We start from the raw sequence: 21,470 nt of genomic DNA, 5'->3' as shown, positions 1-21,470 counted from the left end.
GGCCGACGCCCGGGACGGGATGCCCGCAACTGGCAGGCACATCGTTACCGACATCTGCGGATCGTTGTGGCTCCGCGACCTCGGGCTAAGTAACGGCCGGGTTTTCCGTGGAGTCCAGGAGCAAGCCGGCCACAAAGAATAGGGTTCTTTCCATGACTGAACCCTCGGATGTGCATGCCACTCGCGCCGCATACAACACGGTAGCCGTCGATTACGCCGAACTCCTGCGCAACGAACTCCACACCAAACCTTATGACCGGGCCATCGATGGAGGCACTGGAGTTGGCGGACGGCACCCTGGACGGCATCGTCGCCTGGTATTCGATCATCCACACGCCGCCGGCCCGTTTGCCGCGGGTGTTCGGGGAATTCCACCGGACCCTCCTGGACGGCGGCTTGCTGCTGCTCGCGTTCCAAGCCGGTCACGAGCCCAGGCACTTGGGCTTCGCGTATGGCCACGAGATCGACCTCGATGCCTACCGCTTGCCGCCGGACCACATCTCGGAACTCCTCCTTCAGGCCGGCTTGGTCGTCGAGGCACAGCTTCTCCGCGAACCGGACGACAGGTACGAGAAGACCCCGCAGGCCTACCTTCTAGCCCGCAAGCCAGCCCGCAAGCCGGCCACGGCGTGAAGGACGCGGCGCAAACGGAAGCCTAGGCCGGGAGCCGCAGTCCGCCGTCGTGCATCTCGGCCAAACCGTCGCGCAGGAGCCCCTCAAGAGCGCGTTCCAACTGCTCCGGGGCCGAATTCAGGCGGTGCAGGGCAGCCAGCGGCACGGCCGTGCCCTCGGCGTCGAAGCCGAGGTCGGCTGCGGGGCGCTCGAACAGCTCAGGGGCTACCGGCGAATCGGCCACGCGCAACACGGCCATGACGGCACCCCGCAACTGCCGGTCCGTGCCGTGCCACGCCTGGCCCTTGGGGGTGTACGTCGGGGGCGGTTCACCTGCGGCAAGCCACGCGCAGGAGTCGCGGACGGGGCAGTCTGAGCACTTGGGGGAGCGGGCCGTGCACACCAGCGCTCCGAGTTCCATGACGGAAGCGTTCCAGCGGACGGAGAGCGTGACGTCGTCGGGCATGAGCGATTCGGCAAGGCGCATCTCCGACGCGGTGAGCGACGGCGCCGGCAGGGCGAGTCCTGAAACGAGCCGGGCGTGCACCCGCCGGATGTTCGTGTCCACCACGGTTTCGCGGCGCCCGAACGCAAAAGCAGCCACCGCCGCTGCCGTGTAGTCGCCGACGCCGGGAAGGCTCAACAGCGATGCGTGCGTGTCCGGCACCTTGCCGCCATGCTGTTCCACGATCGCGACGGCGGCCGCGTGGAGCCTGAGCGCGCGGCGGGGATAACCGAGCCTGCCCCAATGCCGCACGGCCTCACCCAAGGGCTGCTCCGCGAGGTCCGCAGGTTCCGGCCAGCGATCCATCCAGTCTTCCCACACCGGCAGGACGCGAACCACCGGAGTCTGCTGCAGCATCACCTCGCTGACCAGGATTCCCCATGGACTGCAGTCCGGGGCCCTCCACGGCAATACGCGGGCCACCTCGGAGAACCAACGGTCCATGGAGTGGTGCAAGTCCGTGAGGGGATGGGTGCCGGCAAGTTCAGCGGCGCTGGCAATCTCGGCGGAGCCGGGCAGTGACATGAAGATCCTTGCTGCGGTTCGTGGCGGGCCCTGTTGGCGGCCGATTCCTGCCATCCACTGTAGTGGAGCCGGCCCGGAATGACGTAGGTCATACTGGCCCCGATCAGGCCCCGGCGGCGTGGTGCGGTGCCATCCGGGCCTTGCGTTGCCTAGCCTAGAAGCATGGTCAACAAGGGCAAGCAATCGCCGAGGGCGCGCACGTCGCCGTCGGCAAAAAGCCCTGCCCGGACCGCAGGAGCAAGCCGTTCCGCGAATGGGGTCCGGCCCCAAAGGCGGCGGACAAGCCCTGCCGTTTACCGGCGTCGAAGGTTGGTTGTCTTCGGTGCCCTCCTGGTGGTCCTGGCGATGCTCGTTGCCGGGGTCGTCGCCATGAGTTCATCCCTTGCAGGCAAGGCTGATCCCGGCGCAGCCAAGACCCAAGCGGTGGGAGCCGCTCCTGCGAGCCAGACGCCTTCGACGGATTCCATCGCGCCCACCACGACACCCCCGGCCACCCCTGTGTGCGACCTCAACCTGGTGACGGTAACGGCGTCTACAGACCAGCCCGCTTATGCGGCCGGACAGAACCCCGTGTTGAGCATGAAGATCACCAACGGCGGAGCAGCGCCGTGCCAGGTCAACGTCGGCACGTCGCAGATGGAGTTCCTGGTAATGAGCGGCGAGGACCGGATCTTCTCCTCCAAGGACTGCCAAGCGAAGGGCGATGACCTCGTGAAGCAGATCGATCCGGGCAAGAGCGAGATCGCCAACTTCCCCTGGCAACGCAACCGGACGACGGAGGGTTGTGGCGTCATCTCGGCCAAGCCGGCCACCGGCACCTACACCTTCAAAGCCGTCTTGGGAAACAAGGCGAGCACGAAGGCGGTCTTCCAGCTGGGCTAGAGGAACCGGTCCAGCAAGCTGGCTTCGGCCATGCGGCTGAGCCCTTCACGGACGGTCCGGGCACGCTGGTCGCCGATGCCGTCCACGGTCATGAGATCGTCGATAGTGGCGGCCATGAGGTACTGGAGTCCGCCGAAGTGCTCCACCAAACGGTCGGCCACGGCTTTCGGAACCGACTTCAGCCCGGACAAGAGGCGGTAGCCGCGCGGCTGCACACCGGCGTCGAGCACGTCCATGCCTCCGGCGAAACCGATGATTCCGGCGATCTTGCCCAGGTCGATCAGCTCCGCCGGGCCAAGATCCAAAAGGGCCTGCACAGCGCCGTCGATGTCCTCGGGCGAAGCGTCGGCACCGGCGTAGTCCCGGATGATCACGTCGCTGCCCGGGCCGCGGCCGGTGGTGAGCTCTTCCAACTGCAGCGAGAGCAGCCTGCCGTCCTCACCCAGTTCCAGGACATACTGGGCGATTTCCTCGGCGATGCGCCGGACCATTTCCTGGCGCTGGAGGGTGACCGCCACATCCCGGACGGTGACCATGGCCTCGATTTCGAGGGCCGATAGGGCGCTGGTGACCTGATCCAATCGGGCGCTGTAGCGTTCGAGGGTTGCGAGAGCCTGGTTGGCGCGGGCCAGGACCTTCTCGGAGCCCTCCAGCACGTGCCGCAGGCCGTTGACGTAGAGGGCGATGATCTGCATGGACTGGCTGACCGAAATCACCGGAACACCTGTCTGGATGGCTACGCGCTCGGCCGTCCTGTGACGCGTTCCTGATTCCTGGGTCTCGATGCTGGAGTCCGGCACAAGCTGTACTGCTGCACGAAGGATATTCCCGGCGTCTTTGTCGCAGATGATGGCACCGTCCATCTTCGCGAGCTCACGCAGTCGCGTCGGGGAGAAATCGATGCCGATTTCAAAGCCGCCTGAACAGATGGATTCGATGGTCCGGTCCGTGCCCAACACAATCAGGGCACCGGTGCGCCCACGGAGGATGCGTTCCAGACCGTCGCGCAACGGTGTTCCGGGGGCCACCCTGCCCAGAGTCGCCTTGAGCGAATCTTCGGGGCTCCGAGCCATAGGTGTTCCCTTCAAAGGTGCACGCAGGCGCGCCCGCAAGTGTGCCGGTTTTCAGCAATAAGTCGGCGGGATCAAAATGCCATGTTTCCCGCAAGCTCAATGATAGAGGTATAGACCGGCAACAACCGCACGGGCAAGCCTTAAAGTGCCCCAAAAAAGGTTAGGTGACGAGGCCCCGGAAACGCGCTCGACGGCGGTCGCAGGACCGCCGCTTTGGGCTCGGTCCCCGGGACCGTCATGGAGCCGTCCGAAGGCGCGCGAGTCGCTCAAGGTCGCGCCGTACACTCTGCAGCGCGGCTTCCCTGGCCGCCGCCCTTCCGGTGTCCGGATGCGTTTGCCTCGCTGGAGAGTGGGTTCCGCCGCCCGTGCTCGCGTCCGGGCGGTGTCCTTGCTGGGGCCAGCTCCTGGCCGCGGCGGAGTTCGATTCCGTGAACCCTGTGGAGTTCGCCGGCGTGAACCCTGTGGAGTTCGCCGCGGGGGAGGGGCCGAGGGGATCGTAGAACAAGCCATTCCCTGGTTTCATTGATGCCCTGTTCCTTTCATGCCATCGTCGGCTGCTCAGTTTTTCCGGGCGGACGGCTCCAACGCGGGCCGGAGGCGTCCGCCATTGCTCCAAACTATCGGCCGGTGATTTCGGAGGTTTGTGCACCTCGTTTCGATCCTGTTAAGCGCTGGGTTGGGACGCTGCCTCCGGCGTGGTCCCGGGCTGCGATAAACTTGGTATCTTGGCTGGCGCGCAAATCGTGCCACTCCCTGAGTTGGCCCCGGCCCACGCGGGGCCCGTATCCAGCCTCCATTCCACGTTCGGCCCGTCGTTCCAGTGCGGGCAACGCCCAGATCGCAGCGAAAGTAGCACCGTGTCCCAAGAAGTCCTGAGCCCCGCCCGAGTCCAGGAAATTCACCATGAGGCCTCCCGGCGTCGGACTTTCGCGGTCATCTCGCACCCGGACGCCGGCAAGTCCACGCTCACGGAAGCCCTCGCCCTGCATGCCAAGGTCATCGGCACCGCCGGTGCGTCGAGCGGCAAGGCCAACCGCAAGGAAACTGTTTCCGACTGGATGCAGATGGAAAAGGACCGCGGTATTTCCATCAGCTCCGCGGCGTTGCAGTTCTCCTACCGGGACACCGTGATCAACCTGCTGGACACCCCGGGCCACGCCGACTTCTCCGAGGACACCTACCGCGTCCTGGCCGCCGTCGACTGCGCAGTGATGCTGGTGGACGCCGCCAAGGGCCTGGAAACACAGACCATGAAGCTCTTCGAGGTCTGCAAGCAGCGCAACCTGCCGATCATCACGGTCATCAACAAATGGGACCGCCCGGGCCTCGACGCGCTCGCACTGATGGACGAGATCACGGAACGCACCGGCCTCCAGCCCATGCCCTTGACGTGGGCCGTGGGCATTTCCGGCGACTTCCGTGGAGTCTGGGACCTGCGGAATGACCGCTTCGCACGGTTCGCTCGCAACAACGCCGGCGCCAACATCGCCATCACCGAGTACTTCACCCCGGAAGAAGCAGCCGAGACCCAGGGCGACAACTGGAGCGACGCCGTCGACGAAGCCGGACTCGTGATCGAATCAAACCTCGAGTTCAACGTGGAGAGCTTCCACGCCGGAACGGCAACGCCCATCCTCTTCAGCTCGGCGGCCTTGAACTTCGGGGTCAAGGAGATCCTGGATGCCCTGGTGGATTTCGCGCCCCCGGCAGCACCCCGCCCCGACGTTGACGGCGAGCCCCGTTCCGTTGACGCTCCCTTTGCCGGGTTTGTCTTCAAGGTCCAGGCCGGCATGAACAAGGCCCACCGCGACCACGTTGCCTTCATCCGGGTGTGCTCCGGCGTCTTTGAGCGCGGCATGGTGGTCACGCAGACCCGCACCGGGAAGTCCTTCGCCACCAAGTACGCCCAGCAGGTGTTCGGGCGCGAACGCGAAGTCATCGACGAGGCCTATCCCGGGGACGTTGTCGGCTTGGTGAACGCGTCCTCACTCCGCGTTGGAGACAGCCTTTTCCTGGAAGAACCCGTGGAATTCCCCGCCATTCCGCTCTTCGCCCCCGAGCATTTCCAAGTGGCCAGGTCCCAGGACCCCAGCCGCTTCAAGCAGTTCCGCCGCGGCATCGAACAGCTTGAGCATGAAGGCGTCATCCAGGTGCTCCGTTCCGACGTCCGAGGCGACCAGGCACCCGTGCTCGCCGCTGTGGGTCCCATGCAGTTCGAAGTGGTTGAAGACCGCATGGCCCACGACTTCAACGCCCCGATGCGCTTGGAGCGCCTCCCGTACTCAATGGCGAGGATCTCGACGGCGGAGGCCATGCCGGCGCTTGCCAACGTCCCGGGCGCTGAGGTGCTGTTGAGGTCCGACGGCGAATACCTCGCGTTGTTCAACGATGTCTGGGCTCTCCGCCGCATCGAGAAGAACCACCCGAAGCTCACGCTGGTCCCGATCGGCACGCACAACCCCGCGAAATAGTTCAGTAGCTCACTTGGCGTTCGAGCTTGTTTCCCAGCCCCAGCATGGCGAGGCTCACCGCGAGGAATCCTACGGCGATCGCTACCGCAAAAACCGCCACTCCGCCCCAACCGCCGGCGCGCACAGGGTCGATGAACCAGTAGGCGTACCAGTTGACGAATGAGCCCCGGACCAGGCTGTAGACGAGGTATGCAACCGGGTAGAGCAGCCAGTACCAGAGGTGCTTGACGGTCAGCCTGGAGCGCGGAGGCTGGAACAGCCAGTCGGCCACCATGACAACCGGCATGAGGTAGTGGACTACGAAGTTGACCCAGGGCAGCAGGGAGCCGAGGTCCTGTCCTGCGAGGAGCGCGCCGAAGACGAGTCCCACGACAGCCATGGCGATCGTGGCAGTGCCCCGGGTGGCGTCGTCGAGTTCGCTTGGCCGCTTGCCAGCCAGCACGCGGTAGCCGCTGATCAACAGCACCACCGACGCGAAGATGTTGGACAGGTTGGTGAAGTAGCTGAAGAAGTTCCACGGATCAAAGCCCAGGCCGATGTGGACCGTGAGCTGCGTCCCGACCGCTGCAAGGGTCAGGAGGGCAAAGAAGAGGCGTCCCCCAATGAGCACATTTCTTTTGGTCATGGAGACAATCTTCCGGTGGGCGCGGCCAAGCCATGCGCCCGACACTCCGAGACCAAGCCAGCCGCTAGGTGATCAGCAACTCCAAAGCCTCGGCCAGGTGTGCCACTTCGCGGACCGAGAAACCCTCCGGGATGGGCCCCGGTCCGTTGGGACTCGCGGGCACCACCGCGTGGGTGAACCCAAGCCGCTGCGCCTCGTGGATGCGCTGGTTGATCCCTGGAACGGGACGGACCTCGCCGGCCAGGCCAACCTCGCCGAAGGCAATGAGCCGCTGAGGCAGTGCCTTCCGCGCCTTCGCCGAGGCCACGGCAAGCGCTACCGCAAGGTCGGTGGCCGGCTCGCTCAGCTTCACTCCTCCGACTGTGGCCACGTAGGAGTCGTCCTTGTGCAGGATGCAACCGACCCGTTGTTGAAGGACAGCCAGGAGCATGGCGACGCGCGAGCTGTCCAGGCCGCTCGTGGCCCTGCGCGGCTGTGAGCTGGCGCTTTCGGCCAGGAGCGACTGCACTTCGGCCAACAGCGGGCGCCGGCCTTCCATGGTCACGGTGATGCAGGTGCCGGACACCGGCTCGCGTGTCCGGGACACAAAAAGGCCACTGGGATCGGCGAGGCCTTCGATTCCGGCTTCGTTCAGGTCGAAACAGCCGACGTCGTCCGTGGCCCCATAGCGGTTCTTGACGGCGCGCAACAAGCGCAATCGCGAATGGCGCTCGCCTTCGAACTGGCACACGACGTCCACCAGATGCTCCAGGAGACGCGGACCGGCAATGGAGCCGTCCTTCGTCACGTGGCCAACCAGGAGGGTGGTCATGTTGCGGCGCTTTGCGGCGGCGATGATGGACGCCGCGACTTCCCTGACCTGAGAGACTCCGCCCGCGCTACCTTCGACGTCGGCGCTGCTGAGGGTCTGTACCGAGTCCACGATCAGCAGCTTCGGCTCGAGCTTCTCCACTTGCCCCAGGGCCTGCCCGAGGTCCGTTTCCGCCGAGAGATAGAGGGTATGCGCGACCGCGTCAATCCGTTCCGCGCGGAGCTTGACCTGGGCCGCCGATTCCTCGCCCGTGACGTACAGGACGTCCTGGCCCGTGCGGGCGAACTTCGCCGCGACATCGAGCAGGAGGGTGGATTTCCCGACGCCGGGTTCCCCGGCAAGAAGGATCACCGCGCCGGGAACCAGCCCTCCGCCCAGGACGCGGTCCAGTTCGTCGACTCCGGTGGGCAGGAATGCGGCGGTGGTGCCGTCTACCTCGGCAATCCGGCGAGCCGGCTCCAAAACCGTTGTGGCCGCCGTCGTACGCGCTACTGTGGCGCCCGTTTCCTCCACAGTCCCCCACGCCTGGCACTCGCCGCAGCGCCCCACCCACTTGACAGTGGTCCACCCGCATTCGGCACATTTGTACGCGGGTGTCTTGGAGGTGCGTGAGGTCTTGGAAGCCATGCGTACAAGGCTAGTGGAGGGGTAGGACAGTCAAGCGCGCCTCACTGCAAGGGAGGAAGCACGTCCCGGGCTTCCCGGGGGTCCATGCCCGCGGCTTCGAGCAGGTCCACCATGAGCGGGCGGAAGAGCATCACCACTGTTTCGCCCTCGAGCTTCTGGACGTGAAGCATTTTGGGGTGCAGCCGGGTGGCAATGTCGGCCAAGTCCTGCCGTGCGCCGCGCAGGTGGGCCCGGCGGGCGCCGTCGTGCACTTCCGCGAGGCCGAGCGACAGTTCCTCGACGGCGGCGGACGTGTCCTGCAGGACCTCCGAAATGCTGTCCGTCGCCTCGTCGGTCAATGCTGCATGGTTGATGGCGCTCGTGAGCCGCCGCGCGAACACCCGGCTGTTGCGGAGGGCGAGGTCGATGGAATCCAACGACTCCTCCAGCATGGTCAGCTCGTCGCGGTGCCGCCGGTACGCCGGGGCGAGCGTGGCCACTTCACCGGATGCCTTGAGGGATTGGCGCATCCGGTCCACGAGCGGCTGGCAATTCCGCCCGCGGATGAGGGCATGCCAGGCCTGGGTGGAGTCGCTGTTGATCAATGCGTCGGCACATTCACGGAGGACCTCCGAGAGTTCGTGCAGGAGTTTGCGGACGTCCTGGCGCGGCTCCCTGCGCGGGTCCTTCGGGACCAGCATGGTAACCAGTAGCGCGAAAACCCCGCCCACAACGGCGTCGATGCTTCGGGTGAACGGCCCCCCGGCCGGCGCGGGCAGCAAGACCACGAGAAGCGATTGCAGGCCCAGTTGGGTGGTGAAGATGGTGCCACTGTCCAGGAACCGGGCCAGGAGGATGGAGAAAAGGAGCACGACGGCGGCTTGCCAGATTCCCGAACCCAGCCAGTGGAGCAGAAGATCGCCGATGACGATCCCGAGGGTGCAGCCAAGCCCGACCTCCACGACCCGGCGAAGCCGCGGATCCCGCGAGAAGCCGAGCGCGATCAGCGACGAAGTCGCGGCGAAAAGGGGTCCTGAGTGCCCAAGGATGTATTCAGCGAAAGCGTAGGCGCCCACGGCGCACACGGTCATCTGGACGGCCGGGACCAAGGAGTTCCGGCTGCGGACGAAGCCAGTTCGCAGCCGCGCCCGCAGGAATTTCTTGCTCGCTGAAAGTCCTTGGGGGGCGGTCATGGCTCAAGTCTATTCAGGAGCTGCCTAGTAAATGAGGCTCGCCGAAGGAACCGCAAAGTGAGGGGCGTCACTTAATCCCTTATGACTCGCCAAGCGCAAGGGTGACGCTGCACATGTAAGCCAATGGTCCACAGCCGTTCACCTCCCGTTCACTTTGGACCGCCGATCCCTTTACCTGCGACTCCTACCGTCGATAAAGGTACAAACACGTACGCAAATCTTTCGTATGCCGACTTTCTCCCTCGGTACGCATCAGAGAATCCCTGGAAGGGGTACATCCCAGTGAAGGCAACTCGCTTCGGCCGCAACGCGGCAATCGCGGTCCTCGCAGTCGGCGCCCTTGCGCTGACCGCTTGTGGTTCAGACAACGCAACCGGCGCCCCGGCAGCCACCCAGAGCGCCGCAGGCGTCAAGGTCACCGGCACCCTGACCGGCATCGGCTCTTCGGCGCAGGGCGCCGCAATGGACGCTTGGAAGACCAACTTCGCTTCCGCGAACCCGGGTGCCACGGTCCAGTACTCCCCGGACGGCTCGGGCGCAGGCCGCAAGGCCATCCTTGACGGCTCCGCGCAGTTCGCAGGCTCCGACGCCTACCTGAGCGACGCTGAACTGGCCACCTCCAAGACCAAGTGCGGCACCGACGGCGCCATCAACATCCCGGTGTACATCTCCCCGATCGCCGTTGCCTTCAACATCCCGAACGTCAAGGACTTGAAGCTCGACGCCGACACCGTTGCGAAGATCTTCCGCGGCCAGATCACCAACTGGAACGACCCGGCAATCGCCGCCCTGAACGCCGGAGTCACCCTTCCGGACCTCAAGGTCACCCCGGTCAACCGCTCTGACGACTCCGGCACCACCCAGAACTTCACGGACTACCTGGCATCCGCTGCTCCCTCGGTCTGGACCGACAAGGCTGCCGGCCTGTGGCCCGCGTCCCTGAAGGGCGAGAACGCCAAGGGCACCTCCGGCGTCGTCAAGACCGTCACCGACACCCCGGGTGCCGTGACCTACGCTGACGATTCCGCAGTCTCCGGCAAGCTCGGCACCGCACAGATCAAGGTTGGCTCGGACTTCGTCAAGATCTCCCCGGCCGCTGCCGCCAAGGCTGTTGAACTGGGCAAGCCCGTTGCAGGCCGCCCGACCGGAGACCTTTCCATCAAGCTTGACCGCACCACCACGGATTCCTCCGCCTACCCGGTAGTCCTGGTTTCCTACCACGTCGTCTGCACCACCTACGACAAGAAGGAAACCGCTGACCTGGTCAAGGCATTCGAGAGCTACGTAGTCTCCGACGCCGGCCAGCAGGCCGCTGCCGGCTCCGCCAAGTCCGCTCCGCTCTCCAAGGCGCTGCAGGACAAGGCAAAGGCCGCTGTTGACTCCATCAAGGCCAAGGCCTAAGGACCACAATGAAGTAGTGGTGCCGCGGACCGCGGCGCCACTACCCTTGAATATCAACGTTCCCCGTCCCGCGCTGGTGAAACATCACCGGACGGGGCGGGGAACTTGGCCATTTTTGAGTGAATCTGAAGGATCGTGAAGTGACCACCAACTCCTTGACCACTTCCCAAGGTGCCGGACGCGCCGGGGACAAGGTCTTCTCCGGAGCCACCCTGGCCGCGGGATGCCTGATCCTCGCGGTTCTCTTCGGCGTCGCACTTTTCCTTGTCATCCAGGCCATTCCGGCCCTTGTGGCTCCACCCGCGGACATCCAAGGCGGCCACGGCTTCTTCGCCTACATCGGGCCGATCGTCGTCGGGACCCTGATTGCCGCCGTCATCGCGCTGGTGATCGCTACTCCGGTAGCCATCGGCGTCGCGCTGTTCATCTCCCACTACGCTCCCCGCAGGCTTGCCTCGGGTCTCGGCTACGTGGTGGACCTCCTCGCGGCCATTCCCTCCGTGGTCTACGGCGCATGGGGCGCGGCGTTCCTTGCCCCCCAGATTTCGCCCGCCTACGGCTGGCTGGCCAGCAACATGGGCTGGTTGCCGATTTTCCAAGGCCCGGCCTCCGCTACCGGCAAGACCATCCTGACCGCGAGTATCGTCCTCTCCGTCATGGTTTTGCCGATCATCACTTCACTCTCGCGTGAAATCTTCCTGCAGACCCCGAAGCTCCACGAGGAAGCCGCACTGGCCCTCGGCGCGACCCGATGGGAAATGATCAAGATGGCTGTCTTGCCGTTCGGCCGCCCCGGTATCGTGAGCGCCATCATGCTGGGCCTGGGCCGCGCGCTTGGCGAGACCATGGCCGTCGCCCTGGTCCTGTCCTCCGGCGTCCTGACCGCAAGCCTGATCCAGACCGGAAACCAGACCATCGCCGCTGAAATCGCCTTGAACTTCCCTGAAGCCAGCGGGCTCAAGGTCAGCACGTTGATCGCGGCGGGCTTGGTATTGTTCGTCATCACCCTGGGTGTCAACATGATTGCACGCTGGATCATCTCCAGGCACAAAGAATTCTCGGGAGCCAACTAATGACTGTCACAGCCCCCGTGGCGCGCAAACGCTCCGCACTGACCAAGGGCCAGTTGCCGGCTTTCGCACCCTACGTCGTCCTGGCCGTCGCCCTGGTGCTCGGCGCAGCGATCCTTGCGTTGATCGGCTTCAACGCCTTCGGCTGGGGCCTCGTGTCCGCGATCCTGTTCGCGATCGGCCTGGTCGGCTGGAGCGCAGTTGTCGAAGGCGGCCGCAAGGCGAGCGACAAGCTTGCCACCTGCCTGATCGTCGGCTCGTTCCTTGTGGCGCTGCTGCCCCTGATTTCGGTGATCTGGACCGTCCTCGTGAACGGCATCCCGGGCATCATCACCCCAGGCTTCCTGACGACTTCCATGAACGGCGTCACCGGTTCCCTCGACAACAAGAGCGTCGATGAAGGCACGAAGGTCCTCGGCGGCATCTATCATGCGCTTCTGGGCACCGTGCAGATCACCCTGCTTGCAACGGTCATCTCGGTTCCTGTGGGCCTGCTGACCGCAATCTACCTGGTGGAATACGGCAACGACCGGGCCCTCGCCCGTGCCATCACCTTCTTCGTCGACGTTATGACCGGCATCCCGTCGATCGTCGCAGGTCTCTTTTCCGCAGCCTTCTTCTTCGCCGTGGTAGGCCCCGGCACCAAGACCGGTGCGGTTGCCGCCGTCGCGCTTTCGGTCCTGATGATCCCGGTGGTGGTCCGCTCGAGCGAGGAAATGCTCAAGATCGTCCCGAACGAGCTCCGTGAGGCGGCTTACGCACTGGGTGTCCGCAAGTGGCGCACCATCCTCAAGGTGGTCATCCCGACGGCGATTTCCGGCATCGCGTCTGGCGTCACCTTGGCGATCGCCCGGGTGATTGGCGAGACGGCTCCGATCCTGGTCACCGCAGGCTTCGCCACAACGATCAACAACAACGTGTTCGGCGGCTGGATGGCCTCCCTGCCTACGTTCATCTACACGCAGATCCTGAACCCGACCTCGCCGTCCAACCCGGACCCGTCGAGCCAGCGGGCATGGGGTGCCGCGCTGGTCCTGATCATCCTGGTGATGCTCCTGAACCTCGGCGCCAGGCTGATCGCCCGGATCTTCGCCCCCAAGGCCGGCCGTTGAGCCGCCAGGCCACACGCAAACTTCCAACCACAGCACCGAAGGAACACCATGTCTAAGCGGATCGACGTCAAGGATCTGAACGTCTACTACGGCAGCTTCCTGGCCGTTGAGGGCGTCAACATCAACATTGAAGCCAAATCGGTCACGGCATTCATCGGCCCGTCCGGTTGTGGCAAGTCCACCTTCCTGCGCACCCTGAACCGCATGCACGAAGTGCTTCCCGGTGCCCGCGTTGAGGGCGAAGTCCTGCTCGACGGCGACAATCTCTACGGCCCCGGCGTGGACCCCGTGACGGTCCGCACCCAGGTTGGCATGGTCTTCCAGCGGCCCAACCCGTTCCCCACGATGTCCATCCGCGACAACGTGCTGGCCGGCGTGAAGCTCAACAACAAGAGGATCAGCAAGGGCGCGGCCGACGCACTCGTGGAGAAGTCCCTGCGCGGCGCCAACCTGTGGAACGAGGTCAAGGACCGCCTCGAGAAGCCCGGCTCCGGACTCTCCGGCGGCCAGCAGCAGCGGCTCTGCATTGCCCGTGCCATCGCCGTGGAACCGCAGGTCATCCTCATGGACGAGCCCTGCTCTGCGCTTGACCCCATCTCCACCTTGGCCGTCGAAGACCTCATCAACGAGCTCAAGGACGAGTACACCGTGGTGATCGTGACCCACAACATGCAGCAGGCTGCACGCGTTTCCGACAAGACCGCGTTCTTCAACATCGCCGGCACCGGCAAGCCGGGCAAGCTCATCGAGTTCGCGGACACCACCACCATCTTCAACAACCCGTCCCAGAAGGCCACGGAAGACTACGTCTCCGGCCGGTTCGGATAGGCCCCAGCGGCTCCCTGGGAACCACGCGAAAAGCCCGACGGCGACCGTCACCTATCCAGGTGACTGCCGCCGTCGGGCTTTTCGCGTGCCTGGCGCGGCTCGCCGGACTCAGTGCGAAAGCGGTGAGAGCGCCAGTCCGAGGACGAACGCCACGGCGGCGGTAACGATCGGCGTCGCGACCCAGAACCCCAGGATCCGCAGCACCATCCGGCGGTTGGTGACGGAAAAGTTCTGGTTGGTTCCCGCACCAAGCACTGCCGACGTCACAGTGTGCGTGGTGGAAAGCGGCAAATGGAGGCCGATGGCACCGATGAACAACATCAGTGAGGTCAGGCTCTGGGCGATGAATCCCCGCATCGGGTCTACCCGCGTCAGCTTGTAACCCAAGGTGTACGAGATGCGCCAACCACCACAAAGCGTTCCCGCCGTGAGCATGACGGCCGTCAGCAGGATGACCCACAACGGGAGGTCGCTGGAGTCGGACACTCCGGCTGCCACGGCGCCCAACAGGATCACCGCTACGGTTCGTTGCCCGTCCTGCAGGCCGTGGCCGAGCGCGACCGCAGCGGCCGAGACGGACTGTGCGTGGCGGAAGCGGCCATGCACGACATCGGGCTGGGTGTAGCGGGCGGCCCATGTGACAGGCCACACGAGAAGATAGGCACCAAGGAAAGCAATCACGGGGGACAGCAGCAACGGCAGGACCACTTGCGCCAGCAAAATACCGTCTACCCCGTTGACGGAGCTGCCTCCCATCACTGCGCTTGCGGCTCCGGCGCCCACGAGGCCTCCTACCAAGGCATGGGTCGACGAGAGCGGCACACCGCGCCACCAAGCGTAGATTCCCCAAAGGATGGCACTGGACAGCCCCGCGGCGAGCATGGTCAGCCCGTTCATTCCGGAGGGGAGAACCACCCAGGACTGGCTGAAAACCAGCGCGAAACCGCCGCTGAGGAGCACGCCGGCAAAATTGAAGACCGCTGCCAACACAACGGCGACTGACGGAGTGAGGGCGCGGGTCCGCACGGAGAGCGCGACGGCGGTGGAGACGTCGCGGAAGCCATTCAGGAATGCGAAGCCAGCCGCCAGCACCACCACAAGGGCGAAGAACGCGACTGCCACCTCATGCTTCCTTGACGATGATGCTGCCTACCTGGGTGGCGACGCGCCGCATGTCCTTGGTGACTTCAACCAGTTGATTGGCCACGTCACGGTTCCGCGAAAACTGGGTGGACTTCATGTCGCGGAGCATCTCGGCCACCCAGGTCCGGTGGCTGCGTTCCGCACGCTTGGCCAGCCGCAGCACCTCGATCCAGTAATCCTCAAGTTCGTCCAGATCGTCCAGCTGGCGCATGGCATCAACCGTGAGCTCCGCCTGGCGGCTGATGATCTCCAGTTGGTCCGCCGCGCGCTTGGGCACCCGATCCAGTTTGTAGAGGGCCACGAGCTCACCCGCGGCATCCAGCTTTTCCATCGCCTCGTTGAGGAAGCGGGAGAGGGCGTACATGTCCTCGCGGGGGAGCGGGTTCACGAAGCTCGTGCGCATGTGGGTCAAGAGGGCGAAATGCAGATCCGTGGATTTCGCCTCGTGTTCGTGCATCTCCTCCACCAGCCGTTCGTGCTCCGCGACGGGAGCTCCGAAGATCTCAGAAAGCGTCCCGGTTGCCTCAAGAATCTGGCGGGCCATTTGCGACAACAATTGCAACCCGGCGGGTTCTTGGGGGAAGAGACGCAGCTTCATTTGGCTTCCGGTAGGCGGGAGGGATAGGGGTGGGGCGGCGTCTTCGCCGAAGGGCATAAAAATGGTGCCGAACCGGATACGCCTCTCGGCGGTAGGCCGCTCGAAGCGGCTATAAGTTGAAGCCCGGGGGTTTCGCGGTTCGACACCAGTTTCAGTTTTCTACGTCATCCGAGCTAAGTCAATCTTGACAGCTGGCGGCAGGGGTGGTTGTGACGGTCCCGCCCCCTTATATTTCACGTCAGTCCAGCTCGCCCAGGCGCCAAGCATTGGCCGCGTGCTCGAGATCTTCCGCGGTCTTCACGAGCTGGTGGGAGTTCCGGGTCAGCTTGCTTGCGTGGCCTTCGTTGGAATGCTCTGCACTGTCCGCCAGGGTGGCTTGGCCCAACGCGACGACGCGGCAAAACGCGGCTGAGCGTTCCAGCGCGACGTCGAAATCGCCGTCGAACGCTCCCGAAAGGATGGCATCCGCCATCTGTTTCATTTCGTCCGCTCCCGGCGGCTCGGCTGCCCCCGCCACAACATGGGAAACCTGGGCGGTGTCCCGGCCGGCCTTGAAGTACACGGAAATGCGCTCGGAGTTCTGCATGGTGGCCGCGCGCAATGCATAGAGCCGCCACAATGCGCCGGGCAAAGACCGGGCGGGGCTCTCTGCCCACATTTCGGCGATGGCCTCGAGGCCTTGCTCGTCAGCGAGCTTCACGAGGCGCCTGGTGATCTTGGGGTCATCGCTGTCCCGACCTCGCCGCACGAGCGCCTGGGCGGCAAGGTGAGCGGCTTCGGACACGCGCGCGGGGTCCGCTCCGCCGGCAAACGGCTCGAAGTCAACCGGCGCGAAGGGTTTCGGCTTGTGATGCCTGTTTGCTCCGCCGTACACAGGAGGTCCCGATTGTTCGCTCATGCCCCAACGCTACTCCTGTGTTTTCGCTCGTGCACTCTTGACTGGGCTTGTTGTGGTGGTGCCTGCTGCCGGGCGTTCCCTTCCTGACCCTCTTTGAATCCATGGGCGCCGCGACACGCCGCGGTTGCCGCGCGTCGTCGTCGGGGTTGGGGTCAAAAGAGGTCACGACGGCGTGGGGGCCGAGCGTGTCAAAACGGCCTTGAGCTTGAGGTACAGTATTTATGGCTGTTTCTACAGTCGGCAGGGGCCTTTAGCTCAGTTGGTAGAGCATCGGACTTTTAATCCGTGGGTCGTGGGTTCGATCCCCACAGGGCCCACCCAAAACCCCCGGAACCGCACGGTTCCGGGGGTTTACTTGTGCCAGGCGAAACTACGGCGTGGCCCACGCGGCCGGGTGACGGCCGAGCGGTCCGGCTTGCTGCGACCAATGCGCGGCGACGCCGTCGATTCGCCCCGGAAGTGGCACGCGTCGCGCCGGTCCCCAGTCGGTGCTGGTTTCCACCAAGGTGAAGTCATTCGGTGCAGCTACGGACAGGTGATCAGTCGGCGGGGTCAGCGAGTACAGCAAATTGGCCGTACCGATGAGTGAGCCCTGGATGCGGGCCGTCACCGAGTGGCTAAGGCGCCGGGTCAGGGCACGGGCGACGGCCGCGGCCAATAGCCAGCCGGTCGCGTGGTCGAGGGCCTGGACGGGAAGCGGGGTGGGCTCCGCTTGGCCCCTGGCCGTGGCTCCGGCGTCGGCGATTCCGCAGCTCATCTGGACCAGGCTGTCGAACCCGCGCCGATTGCGCCAGGGACCATCCCAGCCGTAGGCGTCCAAGCTGGCGATGATCAGGCCGGGGTTCATGGCGATCAGGGACCCGTCGTCGTAGCCCAGACGTTTCAGGGCGTCGGGCCGCAGTCCCGACACGAGCACATCGGCGCCCGCGAGCAGTTCCTCGAATATCGCGCGGTCGGTCGGGGCAGTGAGATCCAAAGCGGCGGTTCGTTTGCCCAGCGTCGTCTCAGGCAGCAGCGACGGCACCTCTTCAAAGCCCGGCGGGTCGATCCGCAGCACGTCGGCACCGTAACCGGCGAGGAACTTGGTGCACACGGGTCCTGCGATCACCCGCGTCAGGTCGAGCACACGCACCCCGTGGAAGGGCATTTCGCCGACAGTGTCCGGTGGGCCGGTGCCGGTTGAACGGCGTTCGACGACGGTCAGCGGCGGCGCGTCCGCCGTCGCCATCCCCGGAGCCGAGGCGAGCCATTGCCCGCGGTTGCGCATGACGGCGGCGCATCCGCCCGCCTCCACGATGGCTGTCTCCAATTCTTCGGCGGGAAACCCAGCCACTGCGGCCTGAACTGTTTCGCGGTCATGGGCGCCGAGCACCCGCACGACGGCGGCGCGGTGGCTGGCGTAGTTGGTGTGCAGCCGGATCCACGCGTCCGCCGCGCGATAGTTCCCGGCGATGGGGTCCCACAGTGGCGGCCGGGTCCAGCCGATCGGGGTGAACAGCCGCTCGGAGGCGAACGCGGCGCAGGACTCCCGGCTGTCTACCGTCACCGCTCGCGGCCCTGACTGGCGGCGGGCTGCGAGGAACTGCTCTGCGGCCACTGTCGCGACCACAACCGCCCCCGTCGCCAGTCCTGTCACGTCGAAAGCGGCCGGGAGAACGGCCCGCGGCCCTGTTGTCGTTAGCTGGGTGGCCGGCCAATCCGCATCATCGGCACCGAGCGCGTGCCACACTCGGGAAGTCACATCAGCGAAGCTGTCGTTCACACTCACCATTCTTGACGGGGCCACACGAAACGAGCAATGGCAGCCGGATCTAACGCCTCCTGCCCAAGTGGGCCTCCAACTGCCAGACTGTTCTTCATGCAAGCGCTTTTGGACGGACTCTTGAATACCAGCCCGCTTGTGATCGCGTGCATCGTTTTCGCCCTGGTGTTCGCTGAGGATGCAATTTTTGTGGGCTTTGTGATCCCCGGTGAAACGGCGGCAGTGGTCGGCGGGGTGATTTCGAGCCGCGGGCTCTTCGAATTGTGGGCCATGATCGCCATTGTGGTCACGGCCGCGATCACGGGGGACACCGTGGGTTACGAAATAGGCAAACACTTCGGTCCGCGGGTGATGGCCTTGAAAATCCTGGACAAGAGACGCGCCCAATTGCAGAGGGCCGAAGACTTCCTCAAGGACAAAGGCGGCGTCGCGGTGCTCCTGGGCAGGTTTACCGCCTTCTTCCGTGCCGTGATGCCTGCGCTCGCCGGACTAAGCCGCATGCCCTACCGGCGCTTCGCGTTCTGGAATTTCAGCGGCGGCATTATCTGGGGGTCCTTGTTCGTGACGCTCGGCTTTGTGGCCGGAAATTCGTACGAAGAAGTGGCCCGTGTGGTGGGCCGGGGGGCAGCGGCCGTGGTGGCAGTCATTGTAGTGGCGATTGTGCTTGTCTGGCAGGTCAGGAAGCACCGCGCCAAGAAGGCCTGATGCCGCGGGATCACGGAAATCCGACGGAAACTTAAAGGCTTTAGGCTGGTCACAATTCGTTCGGGAGGGGCGGTGAATGGTCCAACTGGATATGTCTGATGTTTGGCGTTATAACCGTAATAGCTGCCCCGACGTCCTCGGCTTATCTGAGCCTCGAGTGATCTGATGTCCGCTTCTGCAGCACAGAACTTTTAAGGAGAACCGATGCATCTTTTGCCCCGTGAGCAGGAAAAGCTCATGATCGTGGTCGCGGCCGACCTCGCCCGCCGTCGGCAATCCCGTGGCTTGAAGCTCAACTTTCCCGAAGCCGTGGCCGTCATCAGCTACGAACTGATCGAGGGCGCCCGTGACGGCAAAACCGTCGCAGAACTCATGAGCTACGGGACCACCTTGCTTCGCCGTGAAGACGTGATGGAGGGCGTGCCAGAGATGATCCATGACGTCCAGATCGAGGCCACTTTCCCCGACGGCACCAAGCTCGTCACCGTCCACGACCCGATCCGCTAGGAGGCCAACATGATTCCCGGTGAGTACCGTCTCCAAGCAGAGCCCATCGCCTGCAACAGCGGACGCGAGGCAATCGCCGTCGACGTCGTCAACCGTGGCGACCGCCCGGTCCAGGTGGGCTCGCATTACCACTTTGCCGAGTCGAATCCCGCGCTCGATTTTGACCGCGAAGCCGCTTTCGGCCGCCGGCTGGACATCCCTGCCGGAACGGCTGCGCGCTTCGAACCCGGCGATTCCAAGACCGTCAAACTCATTGCGCTTGCGGGACGCCGCGAAGTCTACGGCCTGCGGAACGCCGTCAACGGTCCCCTTGACGCCGACGCCGGAAAGAACGACGGCGGCGCTGCCGCTTACACCGACCGGCCCGGTGCCAGCACAGAAGGGACAGCCCAGTGAGCTTCGAAATTTCGCGCAAGCAGTACGCAGACCTTTACGGCCCGACGACGGGCGACTCCATCCGCTTGGCGGACACCGAACTTTTCCTTGAGATCGAGAAGGACTACACGGTCTACGGCGAAGAGGTCATGTTCGGCGGAGGCAAAGTGGTCCGCGACGGCATGGGGCAGAACGGCCAAGTGACCCGGGATGAGGACGTCCCGGACACCGTCATTTCGAACGTCGTGGTCCTCGACTACACCGGAATCTACAAGGCCGATGTGGCGCTCAAAGACGGCCACATCTTCAAGATCGGCAAGGCCGGCAACCCCCAGATCGCCGACGGCGTGGACATCGTGATCGGGGCCAGTACTGAGATGATCGCCGGGGAAGGCAAGATCCTCACTGCAGGCGGCGTCGACACCCACATCCACTACATTTCCCCGGACCAAGTCCCCACGGCCCTGTGCAGCGGCATCACCACTATGGTCGGCGGTGGCACGGGACCAGCCGAAGGTACCAAGGCCACCACCATCACGCCCGGCAAATGGCACATTTCGCGGATGCTGCAAGCCGCGGAAGGACTGCCGATCAATATAGGCCTCTTCGGCAAGGGCCACGCGTCCGCCATCGAGCCGCTCGCCGAACAGATCCGCGCAGGAGCAGTGGGCCTCAAAGTCCACGAGGACTGGGGCGCCACGACATCTTCGATCGACATGTCGCTGCGCGTAGCCGACGAATACGACGTACAGGTAGCCATCCACACGGACACCCTCAACGAGTGCGGATTCGTGGAGGACACCATCAAGGCCATCGACGGCCGAGTGATCCACACCTTCCACACCGAAGGCGCCGGCGGCGGCCACGCTCCGGACATCATCAAGATCGCCGGATTGCCCAACGTGCTCCCGGCATCCACCAACCCCACGCTCCCGTACACGCGCAACACCATCGAAGAGCACCTGGACATGCTCATGGTGTGCCACCACCTCAACCCGGACATCCCGGAAGACGTGGCGTTCGCTGATTCCCGCATCCGGGCCGAAACCATCGCCGCCGAAGACGTGCTCCAGGACTTGGGCATCTTCTCCATGACCTCATCGGATTCCCAGGCCATGGGCCGCGTGGGCGAAGTGGTCATCCGCACCTGGCAAGTGGCCGACGCAATGAAGCGGCAGCGGGGCGTCCTCAAGGATGCGTCAGGTGCAAGCCACGGCGCTCCGAACGGCTTGGGCGCGGAAAGCGACAACTTCCGGATCAAGCGCTACATCTCCAAATACACCATCAACCCCGCGATCGCGCAGGGAATGGCAGACTCCATCGGCTCCGTGGAAGTGGGAAAGTTCGCCGACCTCGTCCTCTGGAATCCGGCCTTCTTCGGTGTGAAGCCTGAACTGGTCCTCAAAGGCGGGCAGATCGCCTACGCGCTCATGGGCGATTCCAACGGCTCCATCCCCACACCGCAGCCACGTACCATGCGCCCGATGTTCGCCACCCACGGCAAAGCGCTGCAGCAGTCGTCCATTACCTTCCTGTCCAAGGCGGCCATCGACGCCGGCGTTCCGGAAGAGCTTGGCCTTGAACGCGTCATCCGGGCGGTCTCCGGTATCCGGAACTTGCGCAAGGCGGACCTCAAGTTCAACGGCGAAACTCCCGATATCGCCGTCGACCCCGAAACCTACAAAGTGACGGTCGACGGCGAGGACGTCACCTGTGAGCCTTCCGACGTGCTGCCCATGGCCCAGCGCTACTTCCTTTTCTAGATCGC

General features: G+C 64.6%; 21 protein-coding genes and 1 tRNA gene. 12 read left to right on the top strand and 10 right to left on the bottom strand.

The window, feature by feature from the left end; translation table 11 throughout:
* The first annotated feature begins 252 nt into the window (after positions 1–252).
* The gene (locus tag AC3WJU_RS05450) at positions 253–633 is read left to right on the top strand and encodes a class I SAM-dependent methyltransferase (RefSeq protein WP_492259336.1); all 381 of its coding nucleotides are present in this window, start codon (positions 253–255) and stop codon (positions 631–633) included.
* A 22-nt stretch (positions 634–655) separates the two neighbouring features.
* Here the strand turns inward: AC3WJU_RS05450 and AC3WJU_RS05445 are convergent, their stop codons facing one another.
* A complete protein-coding gene (locus tag AC3WJU_RS05445) occupies positions 656–1,642 on the bottom strand; it encodes an HhH-GPD family protein (RefSeq protein WP_492259335.1) in 987 nt (328 codons plus the stop codon).
* A 309-nt stretch (positions 1,643–1,951) separates the two neighbouring features.
* On the opposite strand from AC3WJU_RS05445, the gene AC3WJU_RS05440 reads away from it, so the two are divergent.
* Positions 1,952–2,524 (top strand): hypothetical protein, encoded by a 573-nt coding sequence (locus tag AC3WJU_RS05440; RefSeq protein ID WP_476910747.1) that lies wholly within the window; start codon positions 1,952–1,954, stop codon positions 2,522–2,524.
* Here the strand turns inward: AC3WJU_RS05440 and disA are convergent.
* Together disA and AC3WJU_RS05430 are read right to left on the bottom strand one after the other, a co-directional pair.
* Positions 2,521–3,597, bottom strand: a complete 1,077-nt coding sequence (disA, locus tag AC3WJU_RS05435) for a DNA integrity scanning diadenylate cyclase DisA (protein ID WP_059388344.1) — start codon at positions 3,595–3,597, stop codon at positions 2,521–2,523. The two genes, AC3WJU_RS05440 and disA, sit on opposite strands and share 4 nt — an antisense overlap.
* A 235-nt stretch (positions 3,598–3,832) precedes the next feature.
* Entirely contained in the window at positions 3,833–4,120 is a 288-nt protein-coding gene (locus tag AC3WJU_RS05430) for a hypothetical protein (protein WP_492259334.1), read from the bottom strand.
* A gap of 334 nt (positions 4,121–4,454) precedes the next feature.
* Here AC3WJU_RS05430 and AC3WJU_RS05425 point away from each other — a divergent pair, with 334 nt between their 5' ends.
* Positions 4,455–6,068 (top strand): peptide chain release factor 3, encoded by a 1,614-nt coding sequence (locus AC3WJU_RS05425; RefSeq protein WP_059388347.1) that lies wholly within the window; start codon positions 4,455–4,457, stop codon positions 6,066–6,068.
* Between the two features lies 1 nt (position 6,069).
* Here the strand turns inward: AC3WJU_RS05425 and AC3WJU_RS05420 are convergent, their stop codons facing one another.
* The 3 genes from AC3WJU_RS05420 to AC3WJU_RS05410 all read right to left on the bottom strand — a co-directional run bounded on the left by AC3WJU_RS05420 (position 6,070) and on the right by AC3WJU_RS05410 (position 9,303).
* Positions 6,070–6,693 (bottom strand): Pr6Pr family membrane protein, encoded by a 624-nt coding sequence (locus AC3WJU_RS05420; RefSeq protein WP_492259333.1) that lies wholly within the window; start codon positions 6,691–6,693, stop codon positions 6,070–6,072.
* 64 nt (positions 6,694–6,757) lie between these two features.
* A complete protein-coding gene (radA, locus tag AC3WJU_RS05415; protein ID WP_492259332.1) occupies positions 6,758–8,131 on the bottom strand; it encodes a DNA repair protein RadA in 1,374 nt (457 codons plus the stop codon).
* 41 nt (positions 8,132–8,172) lie between these two features.
* A complete protein-coding gene (locus tag AC3WJU_RS05410; protein WP_284990887.1) occupies positions 8,173–9,303 on the bottom strand; it encodes an FUSC family protein in 1,131 nt (376 codons plus the stop codon).
* A gap of 282 nt (positions 9,304–9,585) precedes the next feature.
* Between AC3WJU_RS05410 and pstS the strand changes: the two genes are divergently transcribed.
* From pstS to pstB, 4 genes are all read left to right on the top strand, one after another.
* On the top strand, positions 9,586–10,704 hold the full coding sequence (pstS, locus tag AC3WJU_RS05405; protein WP_059388351.1) for a phosphate ABC transporter substrate-binding protein PstS: 1,119 nt from the start codon (positions 9,586–9,588) through the stop codon (positions 10,702–10,704).
* Positions 10,705–10,844: 140 nt separating this feature from the next.
* Entirely contained in the window at positions 10,845–11,777 is a 933-nt protein-coding gene (gene pstC / locus AC3WJU_RS05400) for a phosphate ABC transporter permease subunit PstC (protein ID WP_284990886.1), read from the top strand.
* Positions 11,777–12,886 (top strand): phosphate ABC transporter permease PstA, encoded by a 1,110-nt coding sequence (gene pstA / locus AC3WJU_RS05395; protein WP_059388352.1) that lies wholly within the window; start codon positions 11,777–11,779, stop codon positions 12,884–12,886. Before pstC ends, pstA begins: the two co-directional genes overlap by 1 nt.
* A 48-nt stretch (positions 12,887–12,934) precedes the next feature.
* The gene (gene pstB / locus AC3WJU_RS05390; RefSeq protein ID WP_059388353.1) at positions 12,935–13,714 is read left to right on the top strand and encodes a phosphate ABC transporter ATP-binding protein PstB; all 780 of its coding nucleotides are present in this window, start codon (positions 12,935–12,937) and stop codon (positions 13,712–13,714) included.
* Between the two features lie 108 nt (positions 13,715–13,822).
* On the opposite strand, the gene AC3WJU_RS05385 is transcribed toward pstB, so the two are convergent.
* The 3 genes from AC3WJU_RS05385 to AC3WJU_RS05375 all read right to left on the bottom strand — a co-directional run bounded on the left by AC3WJU_RS05385 (position 13,823) and on the right by AC3WJU_RS05375 (position 16,353).
* Positions 13,823–14,836 (bottom strand): inorganic phosphate transporter, encoded by a 1,014-nt coding sequence (locus AC3WJU_RS05385; protein WP_441433756.1) that lies wholly within the window; start codon positions 14,834–14,836, stop codon positions 13,823–13,825.
* A 1-nt stretch (position 14,837) separates the two neighbouring features.
* Entirely contained in the window at positions 14,838–15,455 is a 618-nt protein-coding gene (locus AC3WJU_RS05380; protein WP_234753923.1) for a DUF47 domain-containing protein, read from the bottom strand.
* Between the two features lie 238 nt (positions 15,456–15,693).
* Positions 15,694–16,353, bottom strand: coding sequence for a hypothetical protein (locus tag AC3WJU_RS05375; protein ID WP_078106945.1), 660 nt, complete (start codon positions 16,351–16,353; stop codon positions 15,694–15,696).
* Between the two features lie 244 nt (positions 16,354–16,597).
* Here AC3WJU_RS05375 and AC3WJU_RS05370 point away from each other — a divergent pair.
* Positions 16,598–16,670, top strand: a tRNA-Lys gene (locus AC3WJU_RS05370).
* Between the two features lie 53 nt (positions 16,671–16,723).
* Here AC3WJU_RS05370 and AC3WJU_RS05365 read toward each other — a convergent pair.
* Complete coding sequence (locus AC3WJU_RS05365; protein WP_492259331.1) at positions 16,724–18,115, bottom strand: CoA transferase; 1,392 nt, start codon at positions 18,113–18,115, stop codon at positions 16,724–16,726.
* A gap of 96 nt (positions 18,116–18,211) precedes the next feature.
* Here AC3WJU_RS05365 and AC3WJU_RS05360 point away from each other — a divergent pair, with 96 nt between their 5' ends.
* From AC3WJU_RS05360 to ureC, 4 genes are all read left to right on the top strand, one after another.
* Positions 18,212–18,820 (top strand): DedA family protein, encoded by a 609-nt coding sequence (locus tag AC3WJU_RS05360; RefSeq protein WP_059388356.1) that lies wholly within the window; start codon positions 18,212–18,214, stop codon positions 18,818–18,820.
* A 204-nt stretch (positions 18,821–19,024) separates the two neighbouring features.
* Positions 19,025–19,327: an urease subunit gamma gene (locus AC3WJU_RS05355; RefSeq protein ID WP_284990846.1), complete on the top strand. Its 303-nt coding sequence runs from the start codon at positions 19,025–19,027 to the stop codon at positions 19,325–19,327.
* Between the two features lie 9 nt (positions 19,328–19,336).
* The gene (locus tag AC3WJU_RS05350; RefSeq protein WP_307053818.1) at positions 19,337–19,723 is read left to right on the top strand and encodes an urease subunit beta; all 387 of its coding nucleotides are present in this window, start codon (positions 19,337–19,339) and stop codon (positions 19,721–19,723) included.
* Positions 19,720–21,465, top strand: coding sequence for an urease subunit alpha (ureC, locus tag AC3WJU_RS05345; protein ID WP_332602622.1), 1,746 nt, complete (start codon positions 19,720–19,722; stop codon positions 21,463–21,465). The genes AC3WJU_RS05350 and ureC overlap by 4 nt, the downstream gene beginning before the upstream one ends.
* Positions 21,466–21,470: the final 5 nt, after the last annotated feature.

The sequence above is a fragment of the Arthrobacter sp. FW306-1B-F12A genome (assembly GCF_058781865.1).
The sequence above is the reverse complement of the archived record's forward strand: the minus strand, read 5'-3'. Positions and strand labels throughout refer to the sequence as shown.

Coding starts and splice junctions, on each gene's coding strand:
- pstB (WP_059388353.1), top strand. CDS start 12,935: ATGTCTAAGCGGATCGACGTCAAGGATCTGAACGTCTACTACGGCAGC.
- AC3WJU_RS05380 (WP_234753923.1), bottom strand. CDS start 15,455: ATGAAGCTGCGTCTCTTCCCCCAAGAACCCGCCGGGTTGCAATTGTTG.
- AC3WJU_RS05430 (WP_492259334.1), bottom strand. CDS start 4,120: ATGAAACCAGGGAATGGCTTGTTCTACGATCCCCTCGGCCCCTCCCCC.
- AC3WJU_RS05360 (WP_059388356.1), top strand. CDS start 18,212: ATGCAAGCGCTTTTGGACGGACTCTTGAATACCAGCCCGCTTGTGATC.
- pstA (WP_059388352.1), top strand. CDS start 11,777: ATGACTGTCACAGCCCCCGTGGCGCGCAAACGCTCCGCACTGACCAAG.
- AC3WJU_RS05375 (WP_078106945.1), bottom strand. CDS start 16,353: ATGAGCGAACAATCGGGACCTCCTGTGTACGGCGGAGCAAACAGGCAT.
- AC3WJU_RS05445 (WP_492259335.1), bottom strand. CDS start 1,642: ATGTCACTGCCCGGCTCCGCCGAGATTGCCAGCGCCGCTGAACTTGCC.
- disA (WP_059388344.1), bottom strand. CDS start 3,597: ATGGCTCGGAGCCCCGAAGATTCGCTCAAGGCGACTCTGGGCAGGGTG.
- AC3WJU_RS05420 (WP_492259333.1), bottom strand. CDS start 6,693: ATGACCAAAAGAAATGTGCTCATTGGGGGACGCCTCTTCTTTGCCCTC.
- AC3WJU_RS05450 (WP_492259336.1), top strand. CDS start 253: ATGACCGGGCCATCGATGGAGGCACTGGAGTTGGCGGACGGCACCCTG.
- radA (WP_492259332.1), bottom strand. CDS start 8,131: ATGGCTTCCAAGACCTCACGCACCTCCAAGACACCCGCGTACAAATGT.
- AC3WJU_RS05410 (WP_284990887.1), bottom strand. CDS start 9,303: ATGACCGCCCCCCAAGGACTTTCAGCGAGCAAGAAATTCCTGCGGGCG.
- AC3WJU_RS05355 (WP_284990846.1), top strand. CDS start 19,025: ATGCATCTTTTGCCCCGTGAGCAGGAAAAGCTCATGATCGTGGTCGCG.
- AC3WJU_RS05350 (WP_307053818.1), top strand. CDS start 19,337: ATGATTCCCGGTGAGTACCGTCTCCAAGCAGAGCCCATCGCCTGCAAC.